Consider the following 19,619-nt stretch of genomic DNA (forward strand, 5'->3'; position numbering starts at 1 on the left):
TTTCGGTCTTGAATTTGGTTCCGTTCCGGTTATACCGGGGGATTATCGCGATGAAGGGTAGGCGTGGATCGAGTGAGTCTTGATCAGATAGATCAGAGGATTCTTGCAGAGCTCACGAAGAACGCCCGCATGAGCCATGCAGAGCTTGCGACCAAAGTCCTTCTCTCGAGGAATGCTGTGCGCCAGCGGATCGAAAAGATGGAACGGCAAGGGTATATCCATGGGTACACGATTGTTGCCGGTCCACCCGGGCAGGGCCTGGTTTCCGCCTTCCTGATGGTGTACAGGAAGGACCGGGTGCGCGGGGCGGAAGTCATCTCCGTATTGCGGTCGATTCCGGAAGTGGTTCTGTGTGATGTCGTGAGCGGTGACTTTGATCTGCTGGTGAGGGTCGAGGCCAGGTCGCTGGAGAGGGTGCAGGAGATCTGGGAGCAGATAGCGGCTATTCCTGGCGTCACTGACACGGTGACGGCGATGACGCTTTCCAGTTACATCCGGCGGGGCGGCGCCGCAGGTGCCCGCGCCACCGAGTCGCAGTGATTAGACTCCCGAGAGGTTCGCACTCCTGACGGGCACCACGGCGGATTCCAGCAGTGACTGCGCTGTCTCCCTGTCCAACAGGTTTCTGCCGGTAACGATGTCCAGGATGGTTGATCCGTCCCGGAGCGCTTCCTTGGCTACCGCTGCGGCTGCGGCATAACCGATGGCCGGAATTAGGGCCGCTGCCAGGCCCACCGAGGCTGCCGTTTGGCGGGCGAGGCGGCCGGTGTTCGCTTCAATGCCGTCGATGCAGTGTTGCCGGAGAGCGCGTGATCCGTGTTCGAGCCATGAGATGCTCTGGAGAAGAACATGGGCTATGACAGGTTCGAAGGCATTGAGCTGGAGTTGTCCGTTGTCTGCAGCCATCGTCACAGTGGTGTCAGCTCCGGCGACCGCGAAGGCAACCTGATTCATGGCCTCTGGAATGACAGGGTTCACCTTTCCCGGCATGATTGATGACCCGGCCTGACGCGGAGGAAGGGTAATCTCGCCGAAGCCGTTCTGTGGCCCGCTCGACAGCAGCCTGAGGTCGCTGCTGATTTTGGAGAGCTTTATGGCCGTGCGTTTCAGCATTCCCGACATGTGCATGAAAACGCCCACGTCGGACGTCGCTTCGATGAGGTCAGCGGCGGGAGAGACCGGGACCCCGGAGATTTCCGACAGCGCTCGAAGTACGAGTTCCTGATACCCGGGTTCGGCGGTGATGCCGGTCCCGATTGCGGTGGCGCCGAGATTGCATTCGCGCATCAGCGCTGCAGATTCCATCAGCCTGGAGCGGTCTTCTTCCAGCGTCGCGGCGAAGGCGTTGAATTCCTGCCCAAGGGTCATCGGGACGGCATCTTGAAGCTGTGTTCTGCCCATCTTCACGACGTCGGCGAATTCTGCACCCTTGCTGCGGGCGGATTCGGCGAGTTTGCCCAACTCGAGGTTGAGTTCGGCGGTGGCGAAAATCAGTGCCAACTTGATCGCTGTTGGATAGGTGTCATTTGTGGATTGGCACCGGTTGACGTGATCAATGGGGTGCAGGTGATGGTATTCGCCTCGGTGGTGACCAAGTTTTTCCAGCGCAAGGTTCGCTATCACCTCGTTGGCGTTCATGTTGGTGCTCGTTCCGGCGCCGCCTTGAATAACATCCACGCAGAACTGCTCGTGGTGATGACCGTCCTGGATCTCCTGGCACGCTTCGCGGATCGCTGTCGCCTCCCGGGGGTTGAGGATGCCCAGTTCGCGGTTGGCCTGTGCCGCAGCGTTCTTGATCATCGCCAGGGCGCGCACAAGGTGCGGGTGGGTGGAGACTGGAATCCCGCTGATGGTGAAGTTTTCCAGGGCCCGGGCGGTATGTGCTCCCCAATATGCTGTGGAAGGTACGGGGATATATCCGAGCGAATCCGTCTCGATGCGGGTGGTCATGGTTATTCATCCTCTGTGGAAGGCGGGGCGGTGGCGTTGTTGCGTGTGGCTTGCTCGGAGTACTTCGAGGGGCGCAGGGTTCGGCCGCGCCCCTCCAGTCCGATCAGTTCTTGATGCAGATGACCTTTGGCTGGGTCATTTCCTCATACGCGAAATGGACGCCCTCCCTGCCCATGCTCCCGTATTTGGCTCCGCCGAAAGGCATGCCGTCGAATCGGTAGTCAGAGGAATCGTTGATCATGACGCCGCCTGCTTCGAGCTGACGCGCTGCGTCCATGGCCTTGCCGAGGGAGTCGGTGAAAATGCCCGCATGAAGACTGAACTCGATGGCATTGGCAATTTCGATGGCCTCTTCGAAGGTGTTGAATTTACGCAGCATGACAACGGGCCCGAAAACCTCCTCCGTCCACAGTCGGCTGTCCGCCGGGACCGTTTCCAGGACGGTCGGCTTAAGCACATTGCCGTCCGTGACATTGCCTGAAAGAAGGATGGCGCCGGCGTCGAGGGCCTCGTCCAGCTTGGACTGGAGCTCGTGCAACGCAGCGGTGCTGATCATGGGTCCGACATCCGTCTTTTCGTCCACGGGATCTCCGGCAACCAGCCGTGCTGTTGCCTCCAGGAAGTGCTGGCGGAACGCACCGTATACCGGGGCGGCTACAAGGATCCGCTGCACCCCCACGCAGTTCTGCCCGGCCGCCCAAAAAGCTCCGGAGACGCAGGACTCCACCGCGTGCTCGATGTCGGCATCGTCCAGCACGATCACGGGCGCGTTTCCGCCGAGATCCATGGAAAGCTTTTTCAGGCCCGCGGAGCGGGCGATACTCTCACCCGTGGAAAATCCCCCGGTGAAGGACACCATTCGTACGTCCCGGGACCTGAGGATTGCTTCGGCCATTTCCCGGCCGCCATGAACAATGGTGAGGGCCTCGGGTGGGAGCCCGGATCTCACGAGGGCTTCCGTGAGCAACTGGGCTGACAGGGGAGTCAGTGCAGACGGTTTGAGAATCACGGCGTTTCCTCCGGCAATTGCCGGGCCGATCTTGTGTGCCACCAGGTTCAGGGGGTCGTTGAACGGAGTTATTGCGGCAATGATGCCCAGTGGTTCTCGCGAGTACCATCCGGTGCGGTCCTCTGAGCCCTCGTACGAGTCAAAGGGGATGACTTCTCCGGCGTTCCTGCGTGCTTCGGCCGCGGAGAGGCGGAGCGTGTTGACCGCGCGCAGGACTTCCTTCCGTGCCTGGCGGATTGTTTTTCCGGCTTCTGACACTATCGTTTGTGCGAACTCCTCGTTGCGTTGCTCTATTTCCGTTGCGGCGCCGTCCAGTATCTTCCCGCGTGCGTGGCGGGACAGTGTTCGTGCCTTCCGGGCGCCGACGCGTGCCGTTTCGATCAGGGATTGGCTGGTGGTGGCTTCGGTCAGGGAAACCGCGCCGACCACTCTGCCGTCGTAGGGGCTCGTCACGTCAAGGAACTGAGGTAGAGCCGTTTCCGTCGGGCACAGCGTGGATTCAGACATGTGCAGCTGCTCCCGTCCTGGCTGCGTGCATGGCGATGATGTCAGAGAGCAGGGCGTACGCGGTCTCGATGCGGCCGGCTCCCGGTCCTGAGATGGTGACGGCGCCCAGAAGGTCGGTCTCAAAGGACACCGCGTTGGTCGCGCCGGAAACCCCGGCCAGCCCATGGTCGAGGGGGAGTGCTACGGGAGATACGCCCGCTGTTACTGACCCGTCGAGGTTCCGCCGCGCTGAACCAACGAGCTTCCAGCGGAGTCCCTCTCGGGTTGCCTTCTGAATCTTCTCCGGGGTCACGGCCGAAATTCCCTGCCGCTGAACGTCCTTGAGTTCGATTCCTGCATCGAGCAGCTCGTTGGCGAGGATGAGGACCTTGAGCTGAACGTCGTAACCCTCGATGTCTGCTGCGGGGTTGGCCTCGGCGTAGCCGAGTTTCTGTGCCTCGCTGATGGCCGCTTGGAAGTCCAGTCCGGATTCCATCCGTCCGAGCACATAGTTGCTGGTGCCGTTGAGGATGCCTTCGAATCCGTTCAGCGTCAGCCCCGCAAACATCTTCTTGGCCAGGCGGATGACGGGAGTGCCGCTCATGACGGCACCCTCGAACTCGAATTGCACGCCGTTCTGTTCGGCCAGGGAGGTGAGCTCCGCGCCGCGGAGGGCAACCGGGCCCTTGTTTGTGGTGCAGACACTCTTGCCGGATTCAAGGGCCCAACGGACGTGCGAAACCGCTGGCTCGCCGTCCTCGGGATTCGTGAATGTGGCCTCGCAGATGATGTCGGCGGTGCAGTTACGTATGACTGATTCGTTATTGGTGTTCGCGGACCCGCCGTCCGCGGCGAAGGTTTCGCTGCCGCCGTCCATGGTGAGGGCGGTGCCGAGGTCAATGCCCTCGGGCTGGACCAGCGAGCCGAGGCGCAGGTCGGTGATGGCCACTATCCTCAGGCCAAAGCCCAGCTCGGAACGAAGTGTGTCACCGCGTGCGGCGACCAGTTCGGCCAGTGTTCTGTTGACGCCGCCGAAGCCGATCAGCGCAATGTCATAGGTGGTCATGGTGCTCCTTCAGTCAGTTACATCGGTCCTCCAATGCTGACCGCATTCCATGTCCGTCAGTGCATGTGAATGTGACCGAAAAACAGGGCGAAACGACCATCTGCCTGCCGATTCGACAACGGCACCTCGAAGCAACATGAGTGCAACATATGCATGATGAAATGTTTTTAATGACCCTCAGACCGTTTTCGTGTTACTTTCATCACTACCGCCACTTCACGGCTCGAGGCGCCCTGGTCCCCCCACTCCGGGACAATGTGCGCATCTTTCGCATCAGACATGTCCGCTCACCTGGGAGAAACCATGGAACCCTCATCACTTGTCCAGCTAGACCCACAGCCCACGATTGCCCCGTCGACCGATTCCGGGCTCCGGCGGTCCATGGGGGCGCGGCACCTTGTCATGATCGCCATGGGTGGTGTGATTGGCTCCGGGCTTTTCCTGAGCTCGGGTTACACCATTTCCCAGGCCGGACCGCTCGGGGCCGTCATCGCCTATCTGATCGGCGCCTTTGTGGTCTACCTGGTAATGGCGTGCCTCGGCGAACTGGCTATCGCATATCCGGTCTCAGGGGCCTTCCATATCTACGCGGCGAGGTCGATTGGGCCGGCCACCGGGTTCACAACCGCCTGGCTCTACTGGCTCTGCTGGGCTGTGGCCATCGGATCGGAGTTCACAGCCTCCGGTCTCCTGATGCAGCGCTGGTTTCCGGGTGTTGACGTCTGGATCTGGTGCGTCATCTTCGCCTCGGTCCTCTTTGGCCTGAACGCCGTTTCTTCGAAGTTCTTCGGCGAATCCGAGTTCTGGTTTGCCATCGTTAAGGTCGGCGCCATCGTGGTCCTCATTGTTCTTGGTGGCGCCGCGCTGTTCGGCGTCCACCCGCTAAGTGAGGGGACCAATCACCCGTTCATGTTTGAGAACTTCAACACCTCAAGTGGCCTCTTCCCCAACGGCTTCACCGGCGTCCTCGTCACCGCACTGGCAGTGTTCTACGCCTTCTCCGGCTCTGAACTCATCGGCGTGGCGGCGGGTGAAACCGCCGACCCCGCCACCAACATCCCTAAAGCGATGCGCAGCACGGTCATCCGTCTACTGATCTTCTTTGTCGGGGCCATCGCTGTCATCGCCGCCACCATACCGTTCGAGCAGGCCGGACTGGATGAAAGCCCATTCGTGACGGTCTTCTCATCCATCGGCATTCCCTTTGCCGCGGACATCATGAACTTCGTCATCATCACCGCACTCCTATCCGCCGGCAATAGCGGTCTCTTCTCCTGTGCACGGATGCTCTACTCCCTTGCCGATGAGGGGCACGCTCCCCGGGTTCTGAAGAAGCTGACCCGACGCGGTATCCCCATGGTCGCGCTCTCAGTCAGCATGCTCGGAGGCCTGGCATCACTCATCAGCAGCGTCGTAGCCCCTGAAACGGTATACCTGGCTCTGGTTTCGGTGGCAGGCTTCGCCGTCGTCGGGGTCTGGATGTCCATCACGGCCTCGCACTATTTCCACAGAAGGTCCTTCGTCAGGAACGGTGGCGACGTCGCTGCCCTTCCCTACAAAGCTCCGCTGTTCCCGCTGGTGCCGATCCTGGCCTTCTCGCTATGCGCCATCTCGCTGATCGGCATCGCCTTTGACCCGAACCAGGTAGCAGCCCTCTATTTCGGAGTCTCTTTCGTTGGCGCCTGCTACGCCTTCTTCTACTTCAAGTACGGACGCAAGGCGCGCGCAAACAAGCTGTCCTAAAGCCAGCATCAGCCGTCAACAACTCAGCTTCGTGGCCGGGAATTCTCTTCCCCGGCCACGAAGCTGTCCAACGGATGGATCATGAACTCACAAGACCCGATGCAGCACGTGCGCAGCCCGGTCCAGGACGTCGGCAGCTGGCTGGAGATTGACGGCGCCGCTTTCGAGGCAAACGTCCGCAACCTCCCGTCCATGATCGATGACAGGGCGCTCCTGTGCGCGGTCGTCAAATCCAATGCCTACGGACACGGAGCTGACCTCCTCCTGCCCTTCCTCGTTCGTCTGGGCGTTCCCTTCATCGGAGTAGGAAGCAACGAGGAAGCAGACACCGCACGCCGCTGCGGTTTTGAAGGCCGGATCCTACGCGTCCGCGCCGCGGCGCCGCAGGAGATCAAGGCCGGCCTGCGCCACGACATTGAAGAACTTATTGCAGACCCGCAGAGCGCGTGGGAAATACACAAGATCGCCACCGACGCAGGGAAGGTGGTCGCATCCACCTCGACATCAACTCTTCCGGGATCAGCAGGCACAGCCTCGATGTCTCGTCCACACTTGGCCGGGCATCCGCGGTTGCGATCGTCAGCCACCGGGGGCTTCAACTGGCCGGAATAATGACTCATTTTCCAAAAGACGACAGCAGACACATCGAAGCTGCACTTCAGCGCTTTCAAGGTCAGGCGCTGATGCTCCTCCAACAGACGGGAATTTCCCGGGAGGATGTGTTGCTCCACTGCGCCAATTCCTATGCCGCTCTGCACGTGCGCGGTTCCTGGCTGGACATGGTCCGTGCCGGGGCCGTCCTCTATGGCGACTCCGATCCGAGAGCAGGGGACTTCCAAAGGTGTTTGGCCTTCAAAGCCCGGGTCGCTTCCATCAACAGTTACGCAGCTGGAACTAAGGTCGGCTACGGCCTAACCCGCACCCTGCACCGGGACTCCAGGCTGGCGGCAGTGACAGCGGGTTACGGAGACGGCTACCGGCGGGCACTGGCCAGCCAGGGCGGGGTGCTTATTCGCGGTCGTCGCGCTGCCATAATCGACATCATTTCGATGAATTCCGTGGTTGTTGACGTCACCGATGTGGCGGACGTCGCCCCAGGAGACGAAGTCGTGCTTTTCGGTCGACAGAAGCGCGCAGAAATCGCCCCATCAGATCTCGAAGCGGCAAATTCGGCAATACTCGCGGATCTCTACACCGTGTGGGCGCAAGGAAACCGCGTACTGGTCAACGCTGCAGACATGTGAGAATAGGCGTAGTTATCGGTTGGAAGGAGCATCGAGCGTGGATTCTTCCTCGGAAGCGTCATCCATGGCCCAGGGACTTGCGATAGTCCGGCTGGTCGCGAACCGTGAGAAGTGCGGCAGACAGCTTCTCGGTGTTTCCCAGCTCGCATCCGAGCTGGACATGGAACAAAGCCGTGTCTCCCGCCTGACGAAAGAACTGTGCGAGCTCGGCTTGCTGGAACGAGTTGACCGCGGCCCGTTCCGAACCGGCCCACGTTTTTTCGGCCTGGCCGCAGCGTTGAATACCGGCTGGGTCCGTGAATCACGAAGCGAACTCGAGGCTTTGGTGGCTTCTTTTGGCCTAAGGTCCCGAGTTTCCGTCCGCGAGGGTTTCCGCGTCATTCTCCTGCGGGCGTCCAGCAACGACGCAGTACCCGGCAGTTTCGTGAAACCCGGCATGGTGACGCCCGTATGGTGTACCGGGTCCGGCCGGGCGTTACTGTGGGACGACCAGCAGCCTGCCGTTCAAGCCCTCCTCCAGGACGTCAACTTCATCGGAGTGGGCGGCCCGGGAGCGGCGCATTCGCCGAAGGAAGTCGCTGAACTGATGGACCGGGACCGGGCGCGGGGTTTCATCGTCGCCGAGGAAGAGTTCGAGCACGGAATCTACGAGCTGGCCGTTCCCGTCCGCGGCGCCGAAGGATCCATTCTGGCCGCGCTCAGCGTCCTGGGCTGCCGGGTCGAGATCAAATCCAACACCAATGACATTGCTAAGGCCCTCACGGCTGCGGCCGAACGGCTGAGGTCCCACGAAGGCCGCGATCGCGACGCTGGCCAGAAGGGCCTTGCCAGCTAGAGCGGGTTCTGCGGCAACGCGTATCCCAGCGTCGATTCCAGCCACTTTCCCCAGGAAAGGAGAGTCGTGGCGCAGAATTCCCGCCGCGGCTCCAAGCGAGTCTTGGCGCCCACGACCTGCAACGCGGCCACCACATCGCCCTTGAAGTCCCGAATCGGAACGGCCAGGGAATAAAGTCCTGGCTCGGCTTCCTCATCGACAACCGAGTACCCACGTTCCCGCGCCCTGCGCAGTCGGGAGAGGAAGTCCTCCACGTCATGCGGAGTATTGGGGCCATGCCGCACGAAGGCAACGCCTGAGAAAACGGTTCGGATCTCGGCGTCGGACGCTTCCCAGAGCAGGGCCTGGCCGGCATCACTACAGAAGGCCGGGTAGGGGCGGCCCAGCCAAGAACCGACCATATTGCTACTTGCCGGGACACGCTCACCGATGGTGACGGTACTGTCTCCGCTCAGAACTCCAAGGAAGCAGCCTTCATCAGTTTCGCCGGCCAAGCCCTCCAAGGCGGTCAAACCGTCGCTCTGCAGCCGTTGTTCTGTCAACAACTGAGCGTCCGTCAGGAGCGACCAGTCCAAGGTGTAGAAGCGATGGTCTCCGCGCGCCAAAAACCCTTCCTGCTCTGCCGTGCGCAGGCTGCGCGATATCTGGCTTCTGTCCTTGCCCAGATCTGCCGCTATATCAGCGACCGTTCCGCCCGCGAGGCCTCCGGCGTTGCGGGAGCCGACCGCCAGGACAGCCATAATTCCCCGACCCATGCTGGATGTCTTAGACATGGATCCGATTCTAGTCAACGGACGAATGGTCTTAGTGAATGGCGAAGACCCGGGCAGGAAAACCGCTGCCTCGAAAGGGCTTGGGCCAACTCGCAATCAGGGCCGCGCCTGCTTCGGGAAGTCCTTCCAGGTTCGCCATAAGCTCGATCTGCCACCGGTTCTGCGCCAAGACATAGGTTTCCAGGCTGAAATCCTGACGGGACGTAGCCATCCCCGGGTCCGTGTCCGTCTGTTCGTGCCCGACAGCAGTAACCGACCGCTCCTCGACCAGGAAAGAGAGGACTTCCTGCGACCAGCCCGGAGTGTGGCTGATACCTCCTTCATCCCTGTTTGCCATAGCGCAGGCATCGGGCCAATGATGGCTCCAGCCTGTCCGCAACGCCACAAATGCCCCTGGGACGATGACACCATTGCGGCTCTCCCATGCCTGCACGTCCTTCATCGTGGGAGTGGCGTCCGCACTTGCGTTCACCCGCGCGGTGATGTCGAGGATGACCATCGGAAGAACCATATCCTCCACCGGTATTTGGTCCAAGGTCCGTCCGCCCTGGATGAAATGCGAGGGAGGATCAACGTGTGTTCCCCATTGGCCGACTATCGAATATCGGTGAGCGGTGAAACCGTCCCCCTTCTCCAGATCGAACAAAGTCTCCCTAACTTCGTCGGGGAAGGCCGGGAAACGCGGCTGGCCAGGGTGGAAGGCGTGCGTCAGGTCGGTAAATGACCTTCCACCAAGAAGTGGTTCCAGACCGTCCCAAAATCGCGTCGTCGTGGCTTCAATCATGATGCGGAGGCACTCTCGAAGACGGCCGGAAGGGCAGTGCAGGAGACACTTAGTGGCCCCGTCAGTTCGATCACCGGTACCTCCCATGGGTGGATGTCCACGATGCGCTGCAGGAAGCGTTCCACGGCAATGTCGTCGAGAAGAGCATCGAAATAGGTCGTGAGGACCAGGGTCGGCGAAATGGTCCGCTGGCCCACCTGCCCCAGAGTAGGTTTAGCCCCTTCCGCGCAGGTGAACCCCTCGAAACCCAAACCCGATTCGAAGACGTGCCTGTAGTTACCAAAGTCCCCGAGATCAGGGGACTCCGACAAAGCCTGAAGCAGGGCCGCTATTCCCGCTTCATCCCTAAATGCGTCCGCATCGCCCTTGGCGAGCCGCGAGAAGGTTTCCGACGCTACCGGCCAATGCACACGGAGCTTACGCACTGATTTCATTTCTATCTTCAAGGGAAGCCTCTTCCTGAGCGGTTCGCAAACGTGCTTCGAATGCCATGGTGACATAGTGTGATGATCATTACAAGCATCTAAAAATGCTTATTCCGCACATCGTTAGAATGACTGTTGGGTGGCGCTTCGGCACGCCCCGAATGAGAACCATCAAACCGGTGACCAAAGACCAGCTCGCGGTCACGTACAGGCCCTGCTGCACAGCGCTTTTGGCACTACACGTTGTGCTACTTGGCAGTGTCGGACCGCGAGCCGGAGCGGTCGCCCAGCAGTAAAGACCAACCGAAGTGCTTAGGAGTCCTAAACGATGCCCAGTACCACTGACCTCTCCCGCATGCTCGACGCCGGAGCGAACCTGACCCTGGACGGCGCACTCGCCACCGAGCTTGAAGCGCACGGCTGCGACTTGGACGACCCTTTGTGGTCGGCAAAAGTCCTGCTGGAGCAGCCCCACCTGATCAAACGCGTACACCTCGACTACTTCCGCGCAGGAGCCTCGGTTGCCACAACGGCGAGCTATCAGGCCACGACCTTGGGATATGCGCGGCGCGGCCTTAGCAAGCAAGAAGCCATGGAACTGGTGGCGTTGAGTGCGCACCTGGCCGACGATGCGCGTCGCGAGTATCTGGTCGAAAACCCCGACGCGGGCCCCCTGCTGGTTGCAGGATCGGTCGGACCCTACGGCGCGTATCTCGCGGACGGTTCGGAATACAGAGGCGACTACCGGCTCAGCCCAAATGAGTTTCTGGACTTCCATCGGCCCCGAATTTCAGCGCTGGTGGATGCAGGGGCGGACTTTTTGGCCTGTGAGACGCTGCCTTCATTGCCGGAGGCCCAGTCACTGTTGGCCCTTATGAAAGAGTTCAACGTCGAGGCGTGGCTCTCGTTTACACTGCGGGACGGCGGCCACATCAGCGACGGTACACCGCTTGCCCAGATGGCCGAGCTCTGCAGGGAGCAGCCGCTCGCGGTGGCGATCGGCGTTAACTGTGTGCCGCTGGAGCTTGTCTCACCAGCGCTCAAGGCCTTGGGTGAAGCCACGAAAATACCACTGGTCGCATATCCGAATTCGGGAGAAAGCTATGATCCAGTCACTAAGACCTGGGGGCCGGTCGAAACCGGGGACAGGCCTGCGGACCGGGACAGCAGGAGGCCCCTAGGCCTCTCGGACGAAGCACCCATCTGGCGTGACCTCGGGGCCCGGCTCATTGGAGGGTGCTGTCGAACGACGCCACACGATATTGCCGCAGTGGCCAAGCTGACAGCAAATCGCTGACAGAATCTGCCGGGGGCAGTGCGGAATCTGGCCTTTGGATTTCTTGGGATGTGTCTTCGAGGGAAGGCAATAGCAGGGGAGCGGAACTTCCACCTTGAGGTGCGGGCTCAGGGCTGCTTCGAATTCAAGTCGGGGGTGGCTACCCAGACGCTCCGGATGTCCGCGGCCTCCTGCATCTCAAATACGATCGTTTGTGAGACTGAGGTATGTCAAGGATGAATGACAGTGCTGGCACGGCAGTGGCCCCTCTGGGAACGCGAGCTTCGATGCCCTACACCATCTTGTCCGTGGCGGGCCGAGTTTGATTCACAGGAACTCGACTTCCACGGGCATCCGCGATTTGCTTGCCGTCATGCGGAAGCGCATGTCGCCGGTGAGCTCCTGCGGGGTGGGGCGACGGCCACCGATGTCTTCAACTCTGTCCCGTGGAGGGTCACTATCTAACCGGATTTCCATTGGCGTCCAGAGGCATTGCCTCCGCACCCTAGAGCAGAGCGCAATAGCCGGCGGCATCATCTTTGAGGCGGCTAGGGTCCACCTTTTGCGGACGGCTTCAAGAAAAAAGTCTTGACGTCGACAAGTGTGATACCTCACACTGATTTTGGGATCCCAAGAACGTATCCCAATAAGGTATCCCAAAACGGATTCCGCTCATAACTTAGGCCAAGGACAGCTCTGCTGCCCCTCTCACATACTGGCCCGGCAAACGGTGATGACCTTCGTGCCCGGTGATGACCAATCCCCCCGTTCGAACCCTAATCAGAGGTAAACATCATGGACACTTCAGCAGGAATTGATGATCGGCCGTTGCGCGAAAACGTGCGTGATGCGATCCGCAACCGGATCTTCGAGGGCCACTATGCTCCGGGCACGCGGCTTGTCGAGCGCGACCTTGCGGATGAGTTCAGCGTCTCCAGGTTGCCGGTTAGAGAGGCCCTGCGCATGCTGCGGCAGGAAGGACTCGTTAGCGACCGGGCGAACTCGCGGGGAACAGTGGTCAGCAGCCTGACACCCGAGCAGGTCGCCGACCTGTTCGATGTCAGACTGGCACTTGAGGTCTTGGCGAGCGAACTGGCAGCCGCACGGGCCACCCGCCCAGAACTCACACATTTGAATTCTCTCCTAGACACAGCGCAAAACTGCCTAGCGACGGGATCAATCTTCGAAGCCCATGCAGCAAACAATCAGTTCCACGACGCCATCACGACGATCGCGCGAAACGAGTTTTTGCGAGCTGCGCTGGAGCCACTCCAAGGACGGATGCACTGGCTATTCCGGCACGCAACTGATCTTCCTGAGCTGATACGGGAACACCGCAGACTTTACGAAGCCATCGCTAGCGGCGACCCTGACCGCGCAGGCGCCGCGTCCAGGGAACACGTCCAGAAGTACCGCAAGGACTATTACCTGCACCACTGACCCCGGGTATTCGGGACGGTCCCTGCCATTAGCAGGCCGGCCCTCTACTTAGTGCACCCAAAAATCGCCACGTGGCGGACAAAAGAACCCCACAGAAGGGACATCCAATGGAAGATCTGCCAGATCTCGTCATTTCCAATGCGACGGTCGTCAACGCCGACGCCCGCAAGAACGCACACGTGGTCATCAGGGGCGGGAAGATTGCGGAACTCGTTGACGCCGCTCATCGGGTGCCACATGCATCCACCACTGTCGACGCTCGCGGGCGCCTGTTACTCCCCGGCGGGGTGGACGGCCATTGTCACGTCGCCCAAGTTGCTGGTAAGCACCGCACCCTCGACGATTTCGCAGTCACGTCGACGGCCGCACTCTGGGGGGGGGGTACGACCACAATCATTGACTTCGGCATCCCGCGGGATGACTCCGAAACCCCTCTGGAAGCAGCCCGCAACAAGATCGCCCTGGCCCGCGAGTCGCGCTGCGACGTGGGGCTGCACGCATCCGTTGTCAGGTGGGACGAAACAGTGCCAGCACAGCTGGAAGAGCTCGCCGCGATGGGAATCCGGTCCGTGAAGATGTACACAACGAATCGCGGCTCAACGATGGCGGACAATGACACCATCCTGCGGGTAATGAAGCAAATGGTCCGGCTCGACGGGCTCACCTACATTCATGCTGAACACGACGCGATCATCGCCGACTGCACGGCAGAGCACGTAGCCACAGGTGACATAGGCATACGCCACTTGCACCGGACTCGGCCAGAGCTCGCCGAAGAAATCTCTGTGAAAGAAACCCTTGCCATGGCCGAGTACACCGGGGCGCCGGTGTACTTCGTCCATCAGTCCACCCCGGGAGCTGTCGACCTGGTGACCGAAGCCCGAATGGACGGGCTCACCGCCTATTCGGAGACCTGTCCGCATTATCTGACACTGGACGAAAACGTCTATGGCGAAGACTTTCCCGAATGGTACGCGTGCTGCCCTCCGATGCGCAGCGCGGAAACGGTCGCAGCACTAAAGGAACGGGTGCTGACCGGTGCCGTCCACACCGTCGCATCCGACCACTCCTGCTACGACCTGTCACAAAAACTCGAACGCAGTGACGACATCCGGCAGATGCCGCATGGGCTCCCTGGTGTCGAAACCAGGATGCCGGTCACCTTTACATCAATGGTTTCGCCAGAGGGCCACGGTACTGAGCGCTTCGTGGAGGTCTTCGCCGCTGGCCCAGCTCGAATCAACGCTCTCCAGGGAAAGGGCGTCGTAGCACCCGGTTTCGACGCCGACCTTGTTCTGGTCGATCCCGCTGAAGTGAGGACCGTTACAGGCACAGCCTTGCACGTGGGCACCGACTTTTCCCCGTTCGAGGGGAAGGCCCTGCGAGGTTGGCCGCAGCTCGTGGTATCAGCCGGACGGATCGTCCTTGATGAAATCGGCTTCCACGACCCTGGGCCCGTCGGCCGATTCATCAAGCGCCAAGGATTCCGGGAAACCATCGCAGCCCCGGCAAAACGCGAGGCCGTGAACCAAACCGCCTAACAAAACCACATCACCCAAACCGAAACCACCGAAGTGTTTGACAAGGAGTCATCATGGAAAGCAGCCACGAGTCCCTGGCCGCGCTCGATCCATCGGGCCGGCTTTACAACGAGGACCTTGCCCCCGCAACGGAGCGGAAATGGACCTCATACAGTTTCTTTGCCGTCTGGATGTCGGCGATCCACAACATCGGCACATACACGTTCGTAGCGGGCCTGTTCGTAATCGGCCTCACCGGCTGGCAGGTTCTGGCAGCAATCCTGATCGGCACCGCAATCCTCTTTTTCGGCATGAACTGGGCCGGGAAAATGGGCCAACAAACAGGCGTCCCCTTCCCTGTCATGGCACGCATCAGCTTCGGGATCTGGGGCGCCAATATCCCCGCCCTTATCAGAGCCGTCATCGCCATCTGCTGGTACGGAATCCAGACCTATCTGGCCTCAATGGCCGTCGTCGTCCTTCTCTTGAGGATCGATCCTGACCTGCAGCAGTGGCAGAACCAAAGCTTCCTTGGCTTGTCACTCCTGGGATGGGCCTGCTTCATCCTGCTCTGGATCCTGCAATTGTTGGTCATCACCCGCGGCATGGAAGCTGTCCGCCGCTTCCAAGACTGGGCCGGGCCCATTGTCTGGGCCGTAATGCTCGGCATGGCGATCTGGCTATTCAGCCTGGCAGGGTGGAACATCCCCATGGACCTCTCAATCAACCCGCTAGCAGGGGGCGACGCATTCCGGGGCGTACTGACCGGCGCCTTCCTCCTCGTCGCTACCTACGCCACCATGCTCTTGAACTACTGCGACTTCACCCGCTTCGCGAAATCGGCGAAGTCGGTTGTCCGCGGCAACTTCTGGGGAATCCCTGTGAACTTCGCGGCATTCGCTGCCATCAGCATCACCATGACCATTGGAACGGTTGTCGCCTTCGGCGAAGCCATCACCGACCCCGCGCTGATCCTCGCTAAGGTACCCGATACTTTCATCCTGGTAGTCGGCGCAGTGATGTTCATTGTGGCCACGATCGGAGTGAACGTCGTCTTGAACTTTGTGTCCCCCGCCTACGACTTGGCCAACGTCTGGCCCAAGCACATCAACTTCCGACGCGGCGGCATCATCAGCGCAGTGCTTGCCCTCCTCGTCATGCCCTGGAACCTGTACTCCAACCCGGTCGTCGTCAACTACTTCCTCGGCGGCCTGGGCGCCTTCCTCGGACCGCTGTTTGGAATTATGGCCGCCGATTACTTCCTGATCAACCGCGGCATTGTGAACATCAAGGATCTCTACCGGTCCGATGAAGACGGAGAATACTTCTTCCGGAAGGGAGTCAACCCGAAAGCCATCGGCGTGTTCGTCCCGACGGCGGCCATAGCAGCCACAATGGCGCTCGTGCCAGCGCTTGGTGCAGTCGCAGCCTTTGCCTGGCCTGTAGGACTGGTCACCGCAGGATTCGGCTACTTCTTCGCAATGGGCGGCCAGAAGAAAGTTTCCACGGTCGTCCCGGAAGCAGAAGCACTGCTCGAGCCGGCAGAGTGATGAGCTGAACGCCCCCCTTCTACCGCCTCGAGAGATATGTCCGGGACTATTTGAGATAACCAATCGAGGCCTAACCAGCAGAGAGCCGGGACACTGGGTTGTCCCGGCTCTCTTCGCTTCTCACGTTCGCGCAGCTCCAGCCCCCATTAGCAACCCGATACCGCCCCGGTCGAGCATGGCACTCACCGGCTTCAATCCGAGCTGGAGGGGCGTCCCCACATCGGCGACTGAACACTCCCGCACTCAAATTTTCGACTAAAGTGCCCGGCGAGACGCAGTGCACACGACTTCGAACATTCCGTGCAGGCGACTTCGGAAAATGACATTTTTGGCGCACTGGAAGCATGTTGGCGGTGTCGCGGTTGGGGACCGGCTTGTGCGATAACGGAGCTGCCAGGTCCGGGGCTGATATTCCGCTTCTGATCGTGACGTGCTCCGGCCATCACGAAATGTAGCTGACTCACCTGCGACGGGCATGGGCACCGCGCTCCGCAACCGGGCGCGAGCCGCCTACAGGGCGACTAGCTACGCCGAAGGGGACAAGACGTGGAGCCATTCTTGGCGAAGGCCATCGAAGGGGAGAGAAACTCCCCGGCGGACGCAGGCTCAAGGACAGCTGAACAGCACGGCCTGGGTCATACCAACCGCTCTACCCGGTGCCAGAAATACTTGACATGATTAATCGGGTGTCCCGCCGCGCTCGTTTCGCTGGCGCTGGCGCAGGCGTTGCAGTTGCCCTGTGTGCACATTGCTCACCCAATCCCAGCCGAGCTTGGCAGACGGACCAATCCGAGGGTCGCTGGGATCCTTGCCGTCACGCAAGGCGTGCACGTACGCCCGATCTTGGTCGATCCGTGCGCTCATCTGATTGGCTCCGCCGACGGACCCGTGGCCCGGGACCACGACATCGACGTCGCCCGCCACGTCATCGAGCAACCGCAGCGCGGTGAGGTAGTCCTCGATCGGGTCGGTGGTGCTGTTCAGGTCGAGCATCGGAATCAGGACATCGGAAAGCATGTCGCCGGCGATGAGGACTCCGCGCTCCTCGATCAACAGCGCCGCGTGCCCCGGGGCATGCGCCTGATGCTCGATGATCCGGACATCCGGGCCGTCCCAAGGAATCTGCGCCGTGTCGGCGGGCAGGCCGGTAATGAGGCCGAGCAGGCCCAGCGGTACCAGCTCGGCGATGTCCGGCGGTATCAGCGCCGCGATGCGGGCCTTCGCACCCGGGTCCGACAGCCGATCTCGGACAGTGGCCGCGCAGCGGGCCGTCCCGTAACGGGGCGCCGCGCCGAGCCGGGCGTGCCAGAGCAGGTGATCCCAATGCGGATGGGTCGAGAATCCTGCCACAACGGTCTGGCCCAATTCGTGAAGGTCGTTTGCGAGGCAGGCCATTTCGTTGTCCTGCACTCCGGCGTCGATGAGCAACACGCCAGCCCGACCCTGCACAACAACGGCGTTGCTCTGGCAGAACTCGCTCTCGTGGATTAGCACACCCTCCGTGACATGTCTCAGCACGGGCTGGCCTCACTTTCATCTCGAATGGCGTATCGGTGCATCGTGACGCCCTGCTCGAACGATCGCTGCTCGAGCAGGGCGAGCTCGATCGGCATGTCGTAGTCGTCGAATAGCGGCCTGCCGAAGCCGAGAATCGCGGGATGGGTGAAGAGCAGCAGCTCATCAAGCAGACCCGCCCGGAGTAGCTGTGTCGCGAGTGCCGCGCCGCCCCCACCAATGGCACCGTCTGTCCGGGACCGGAGGTCGGCGAGTTGCTCGATCGCGTCGTCTCCGCCGATGATCCGGGTGTTGTGGTCGGCGCTGCCGCGAGTGCGGGAGACAAGCACCTTGGGTTTGGCGGTCCAGATCTGACCGTACTCACGCAAGACGTCCGGCAGCGACGCGTCCCCCGGTGCCCGCGGCCAATATTCCTCCATCGTCTCGTAGAAGATCCGTCCGTGGACCATCAGGGCGAGAGCCCGTGCCCGTGCGTTGAATTCGCGGTGCAGTTCCTCGCTGATGCGCAGCCACTCACCCGCGCCGTTGTCCCCGGAACTTGCTCGATCCGCAGATCGAGGGACACGTTCATCCAATAGACGAAGCGGCCCATCATCGCCTCTTCCTAATAGTGGTTGCATTTTGCAACCACTATACTGAGAAGAAAATGCCTGTCAAGGAGGAATCGTGGAACCACGGTCCGGGTGCCCGATCAACGCAGCCGTCGAGGTGCTCGGAGATAACTGGTCGTTGCTCGTGCTGCGCGACGTTATTTTTGCTGACCGCCGCTACTTCCGGGCGTTGCTCACTGGATCGATTGAGGGCATCGCTTCGAACATCCTCGCCGACCGCCTCGTCCGGCTCGTCAAGGCGGGGTTACTCACCCGGGGCACCGCCGCCCGGGGGCAACGCGCTCGCTACAGCCTCACCGAAGCTGGCATCCAGACTCTTCCGATCATCTTCGCCCTCGGGAACTGGGGTCTCGACTGGCGTTCAAGCAGCCCCGAGCTCCGGAGCCGGCAGCAACTCATGCGCATTGGGGGTCCGGCGTTCATTGCGGAGCTCATGGACGAGCTCCGCGTTCGCCACCTCAACGCCCCGCCAAAGCCCCACGACGGCCCTGGACCGCTTGAGCATCTTGACGCCGCCTACGCCGCGGCATCCGATCCGACACCATCGTGACCGACCTGCATGTCGTGCTGGCCGCTTCAATCGCCATCGAAGCCGTGGCCAAGCGCTGACTTCGTTCGAGTGTCCGCTCAAGGATCCTCTATCGGGACGGAGCCGAGCGGGCCCGATCCGACGGACTATGCTTTGACCATGGCCAAAATCTTCGATTCCATCGACAGGAACCTCAAGTCGTGGATCGAGGAACAGCCCATGTGGTTCGTCGCAACCGCGCCCCTTGGAGCAGACGGGCATGTAAACATGTCCCCCCGCGGCCACGACTCGTTTTCTGTCTTGGGCGCCCACCGAGTCGGCTGGGTCGACTACACCGGCAGCGGCGTCGAGACCATCGCACACATCCGAGAAAATGGCCGCGTGTGCCTCATGTTCAATTCGTTCGGTAGCCGTCCCCGCATCGTTCGCCTACACGGTCGAGGCTCGGTGTTCCTTCCGGGTGAGGCAACATTCGAAGAGGTAGTGGCACTTCACCCCGAGCACCCGAGCACCCGAGCGGTCATCACGGTAGACGTCACCCGCATCAGCGACTCGTGCGGCTGGGGTGTCCCCGTCATGGAAATGACCGGCGAGCGTGACCTTCTCCGCTTGCAGGCCGAGAAGAAAGGCGCGGACGGCATGGCCGAGTACCGCGCCGGGAGGAACGCGCGGAGCATCGACGGTCTGCCCGGATTCCCTGCCGAGGTATAGCCGGCCCCCGGGGAGGCGAGTCCCTCGCGACCGGCCCCGGTCTCGAAGGACGTGATCGCTAACGCACGCGGATCGGCTTACGGACACCAGGGTGCCAATTAGCGCTGCGAAAAGGCCGCCACTTACTGCTGCAATTCAGAGCTCGGATCAGC

General features: G+C 61.1%; 18 protein-coding genes and 1 pseudogene. 11 read left to right on the forward strand and 8 right to left on the reverse strand.

Annotation, left to right across the window (positions count from 1 at the left end):
- The first annotated feature begins 63 nt into the window (after window positions 1-63).
- Window positions 64-540, forward strand: coding sequence for an Lrp/AsnC family transcriptional regulator (locus ABIB26_RS18470; RefSeq protein WP_354246403.1), 477 nt, complete (start codon window positions 64-66; stop codon window positions 538-540).
- Here the strand turns inward: ABIB26_RS18470 and ABIB26_RS18475 are convergent, their stop codons facing one another.
- The 3 genes from ABIB26_RS18475 to ABIB26_RS18485 all read right to left on the reverse strand — a co-directional run bounded on the left by ABIB26_RS18475 (window position 541) and on the right by ABIB26_RS18485 (window position 4,511).
- Window positions 541-1,950: an aspartate ammonia-lyase gene (locus tag ABIB26_RS18475; protein WP_354246405.1), complete on the reverse strand. Its 1,410-nt coding sequence runs from the start codon at window positions 1,948-1,950 to the stop codon at window positions 541-543.
- Between the two features lie 103 nt (window positions 1,951-2,053).
- Complete coding sequence (locus tag ABIB26_RS18480; protein WP_354246408.1) at window positions 2,054-3,466, reverse strand: aldehyde dehydrogenase family protein; 1,413 nt, start codon at window positions 3,464-3,466, stop codon at window positions 2,054-2,056.
- A complete protein-coding gene (locus tag ABIB26_RS18485) occupies window positions 3,459-4,511 on the reverse strand; it encodes a homoserine dehydrogenase (protein ID WP_354246410.1) in 1,053 nt (350 codons plus the stop codon). Before ABIB26_RS18485 ends, ABIB26_RS18480 begins: the two co-directional genes overlap by 8 nt.
- Window positions 4,512-4,814: 303 nt before the next feature.
- On the opposite strand from ABIB26_RS18485, the gene ABIB26_RS18490 reads away from it, so the two are divergent.
- The 4 genes and pseudogenes from ABIB26_RS18490 (at window position 4,815) to ABIB26_RS18505 (ending at window position 8,333) form a co-directional block, all read left to right on the forward strand.
- The gene (locus tag ABIB26_RS18490; protein WP_253032272.1) at window positions 4,815-6,254 is read left to right on the forward strand and encodes an amino acid permease; all 1,440 of its coding nucleotides are present in this window, start codon (window positions 4,815-4,817) and stop codon (window positions 6,252-6,254) included.
- 192 nt (window positions 6,255-6,446) lie between these two features.
- A pseudogene (locus tag ABIB26_RS18495) lies at window positions 6,447-7,009 on the forward strand (alanine racemase); the annotation flags it as partial.
- A 24-nt stretch (window positions 7,010-7,033) separates the two neighbouring features.
- On the forward strand, window positions 7,034-7,498 hold the full coding sequence (locus ABIB26_RS18500) for an alanine racemase C-terminal domain-containing protein (RefSeq protein WP_354246495.1): 465 nt from the start codon (window positions 7,034-7,036) through the stop codon (window positions 7,496-7,498).
- A gap of 37 nt (window positions 7,499-7,535) precedes the next feature.
- A complete protein-coding gene (locus tag ABIB26_RS18505; RefSeq protein ID WP_354246414.1) occupies window positions 7,536-8,333 on the forward strand; it encodes an IclR family transcriptional regulator in 798 nt (265 codons plus the stop codon).
- Here the strand turns inward: ABIB26_RS18505 and ABIB26_RS18510 are convergent.
- From ABIB26_RS18510 to ABIB26_RS18520, 3 genes are read right to left on the reverse strand one after another with little or no spacing between them, the layout of a single operon-like run.
- Window positions 8,330-9,106 carry an IclR family transcriptional regulator gene (locus ABIB26_RS18510; protein ID WP_354246417.1) on the reverse strand — a complete coding sequence of 259 codons (777 nt, stop codon included), beginning with the start codon at window positions 9,104-9,106 and terminating at the stop codon, window positions 8,330-8,332. The genes ABIB26_RS18505 and ABIB26_RS18510 overlap by 4 nt on opposite strands.
- Before the next feature lie 31 nt (window positions 9,107-9,137).
- Window positions 9,138-9,890, reverse strand: coding sequence for a cyclase family protein (locus ABIB26_RS18515; RefSeq protein WP_354246420.1), 753 nt, complete (start codon window positions 9,888-9,890; stop codon window positions 9,138-9,140).
- Complete coding sequence (locus ABIB26_RS18520; RefSeq protein WP_354246422.1) at window positions 9,887-10,336, reverse strand: hypothetical protein; 450 nt, start codon at window positions 10,334-10,336, stop codon at window positions 9,887-9,889. The genes ABIB26_RS18515 and ABIB26_RS18520 overlap by 4 nt, the downstream gene beginning before the upstream one ends.
- Before the next feature lie 307 nt (window positions 10,337-10,643).
- Between ABIB26_RS18520 and mmuM the strand changes: the two genes are divergently transcribed.
- The 4 genes from mmuM (at window position 10,644) to ABIB26_RS18540 (ending at window position 16,101) form a co-directional block, all read left to right on the forward strand.
- Window positions 10,644-11,612 carry a homocysteine S-methyltransferase gene (mmuM, locus tag ABIB26_RS18525; RefSeq protein ID WP_354246424.1) on the forward strand — a complete coding sequence of 323 codons (969 nt, stop codon included), beginning with the start codon at window positions 10,644-10,646 and terminating at the stop codon, window positions 11,610-11,612.
- 774 nt (window positions 11,613-12,386) lie between these two features.
- The gene (locus tag ABIB26_RS18530; RefSeq protein WP_354246427.1) at window positions 12,387-13,031 is read left to right on the forward strand and encodes a GntR family transcriptional regulator; all 645 of its coding nucleotides are present in this window, start codon (window positions 12,387-12,389) and stop codon (window positions 13,029-13,031) included.
- 107 nt (window positions 13,032-13,138) lie between these two features.
- Complete coding sequence (locus tag ABIB26_RS18535; protein ID WP_354246429.1) at window positions 13,139-14,572, forward strand: amidohydrolase family protein; 1,434 nt, start codon at window positions 13,139-13,141, stop codon at window positions 14,570-14,572.
- 53 nt (window positions 14,573-14,625) lie between these two features.
- Window positions 14,626-16,101 (forward strand): NCS1 family nucleobase:cation symporter-1, encoded by a 1,476-nt coding sequence (locus tag ABIB26_RS18540; RefSeq protein ID WP_354246431.1) that lies wholly within the window; start codon window positions 14,626-14,628, stop codon window positions 16,099-16,101.
- A gap of 678 nt (window positions 16,102-16,779) precedes the next feature.
- Here the strand turns inward: ABIB26_RS18540 and ABIB26_RS18545 are convergent.
- Together ABIB26_RS18545 and ABIB26_RS18550 are read right to left on the reverse strand one after the other, a co-directional pair.
- A complete protein-coding gene (locus ABIB26_RS18545; protein WP_354246434.1) occupies window positions 16,780-17,619 on the reverse strand; it encodes an MBL fold metallo-hydrolase in 840 nt (279 codons plus the stop codon).
- Window positions 17,613-18,191, reverse strand: a complete 579-nt coding sequence (locus ABIB26_RS18550) for a dihydrofolate reductase family protein (RefSeq protein ID WP_354246437.1) — start codon at window positions 18,189-18,191, stop codon at window positions 17,613-17,615. The genes ABIB26_RS18545 and ABIB26_RS18550 overlap by 7 nt, the downstream gene beginning before the upstream one ends.
- A 91-nt stretch (window positions 18,192-18,282) precedes the next feature.
- On the opposite strand from ABIB26_RS18550, the gene ABIB26_RS18555 reads away from it, so the two are divergent.
- Together ABIB26_RS18555 and ABIB26_RS18560 are read left to right on the forward strand one after the other, a co-directional pair.
- Window positions 18,283-18,777 carry a winged helix-turn-helix transcriptional regulator gene (locus tag ABIB26_RS18555; protein WP_354246440.1) on the forward strand — a complete coding sequence of 165 codons (495 nt, stop codon included), beginning with the start codon at window positions 18,283-18,285 and terminating at the stop codon, window positions 18,775-18,777.
- A gap of 138 nt (window positions 18,778-18,915) precedes the next feature.
- Window positions 18,916-19,467, forward strand: coding sequence for a pyridoxamine 5'-phosphate oxidase family protein (locus tag ABIB26_RS18560; protein WP_354246443.1), 552 nt, complete (start codon window positions 18,916-18,918; stop codon window positions 19,465-19,467).
- Window positions 19,468-19,619: the final 152 nt, after the last annotated feature.

Origin of the sequence: Arthrobacter sp. UYEF20 (genome assembly GCF_040546335.1) — a bacterium.
Taxonomy (GTDB): Bacteria; Actinomycetota; Actinomycetes; order Actinomycetales; family Micrococcaceae; genus Arthrobacter.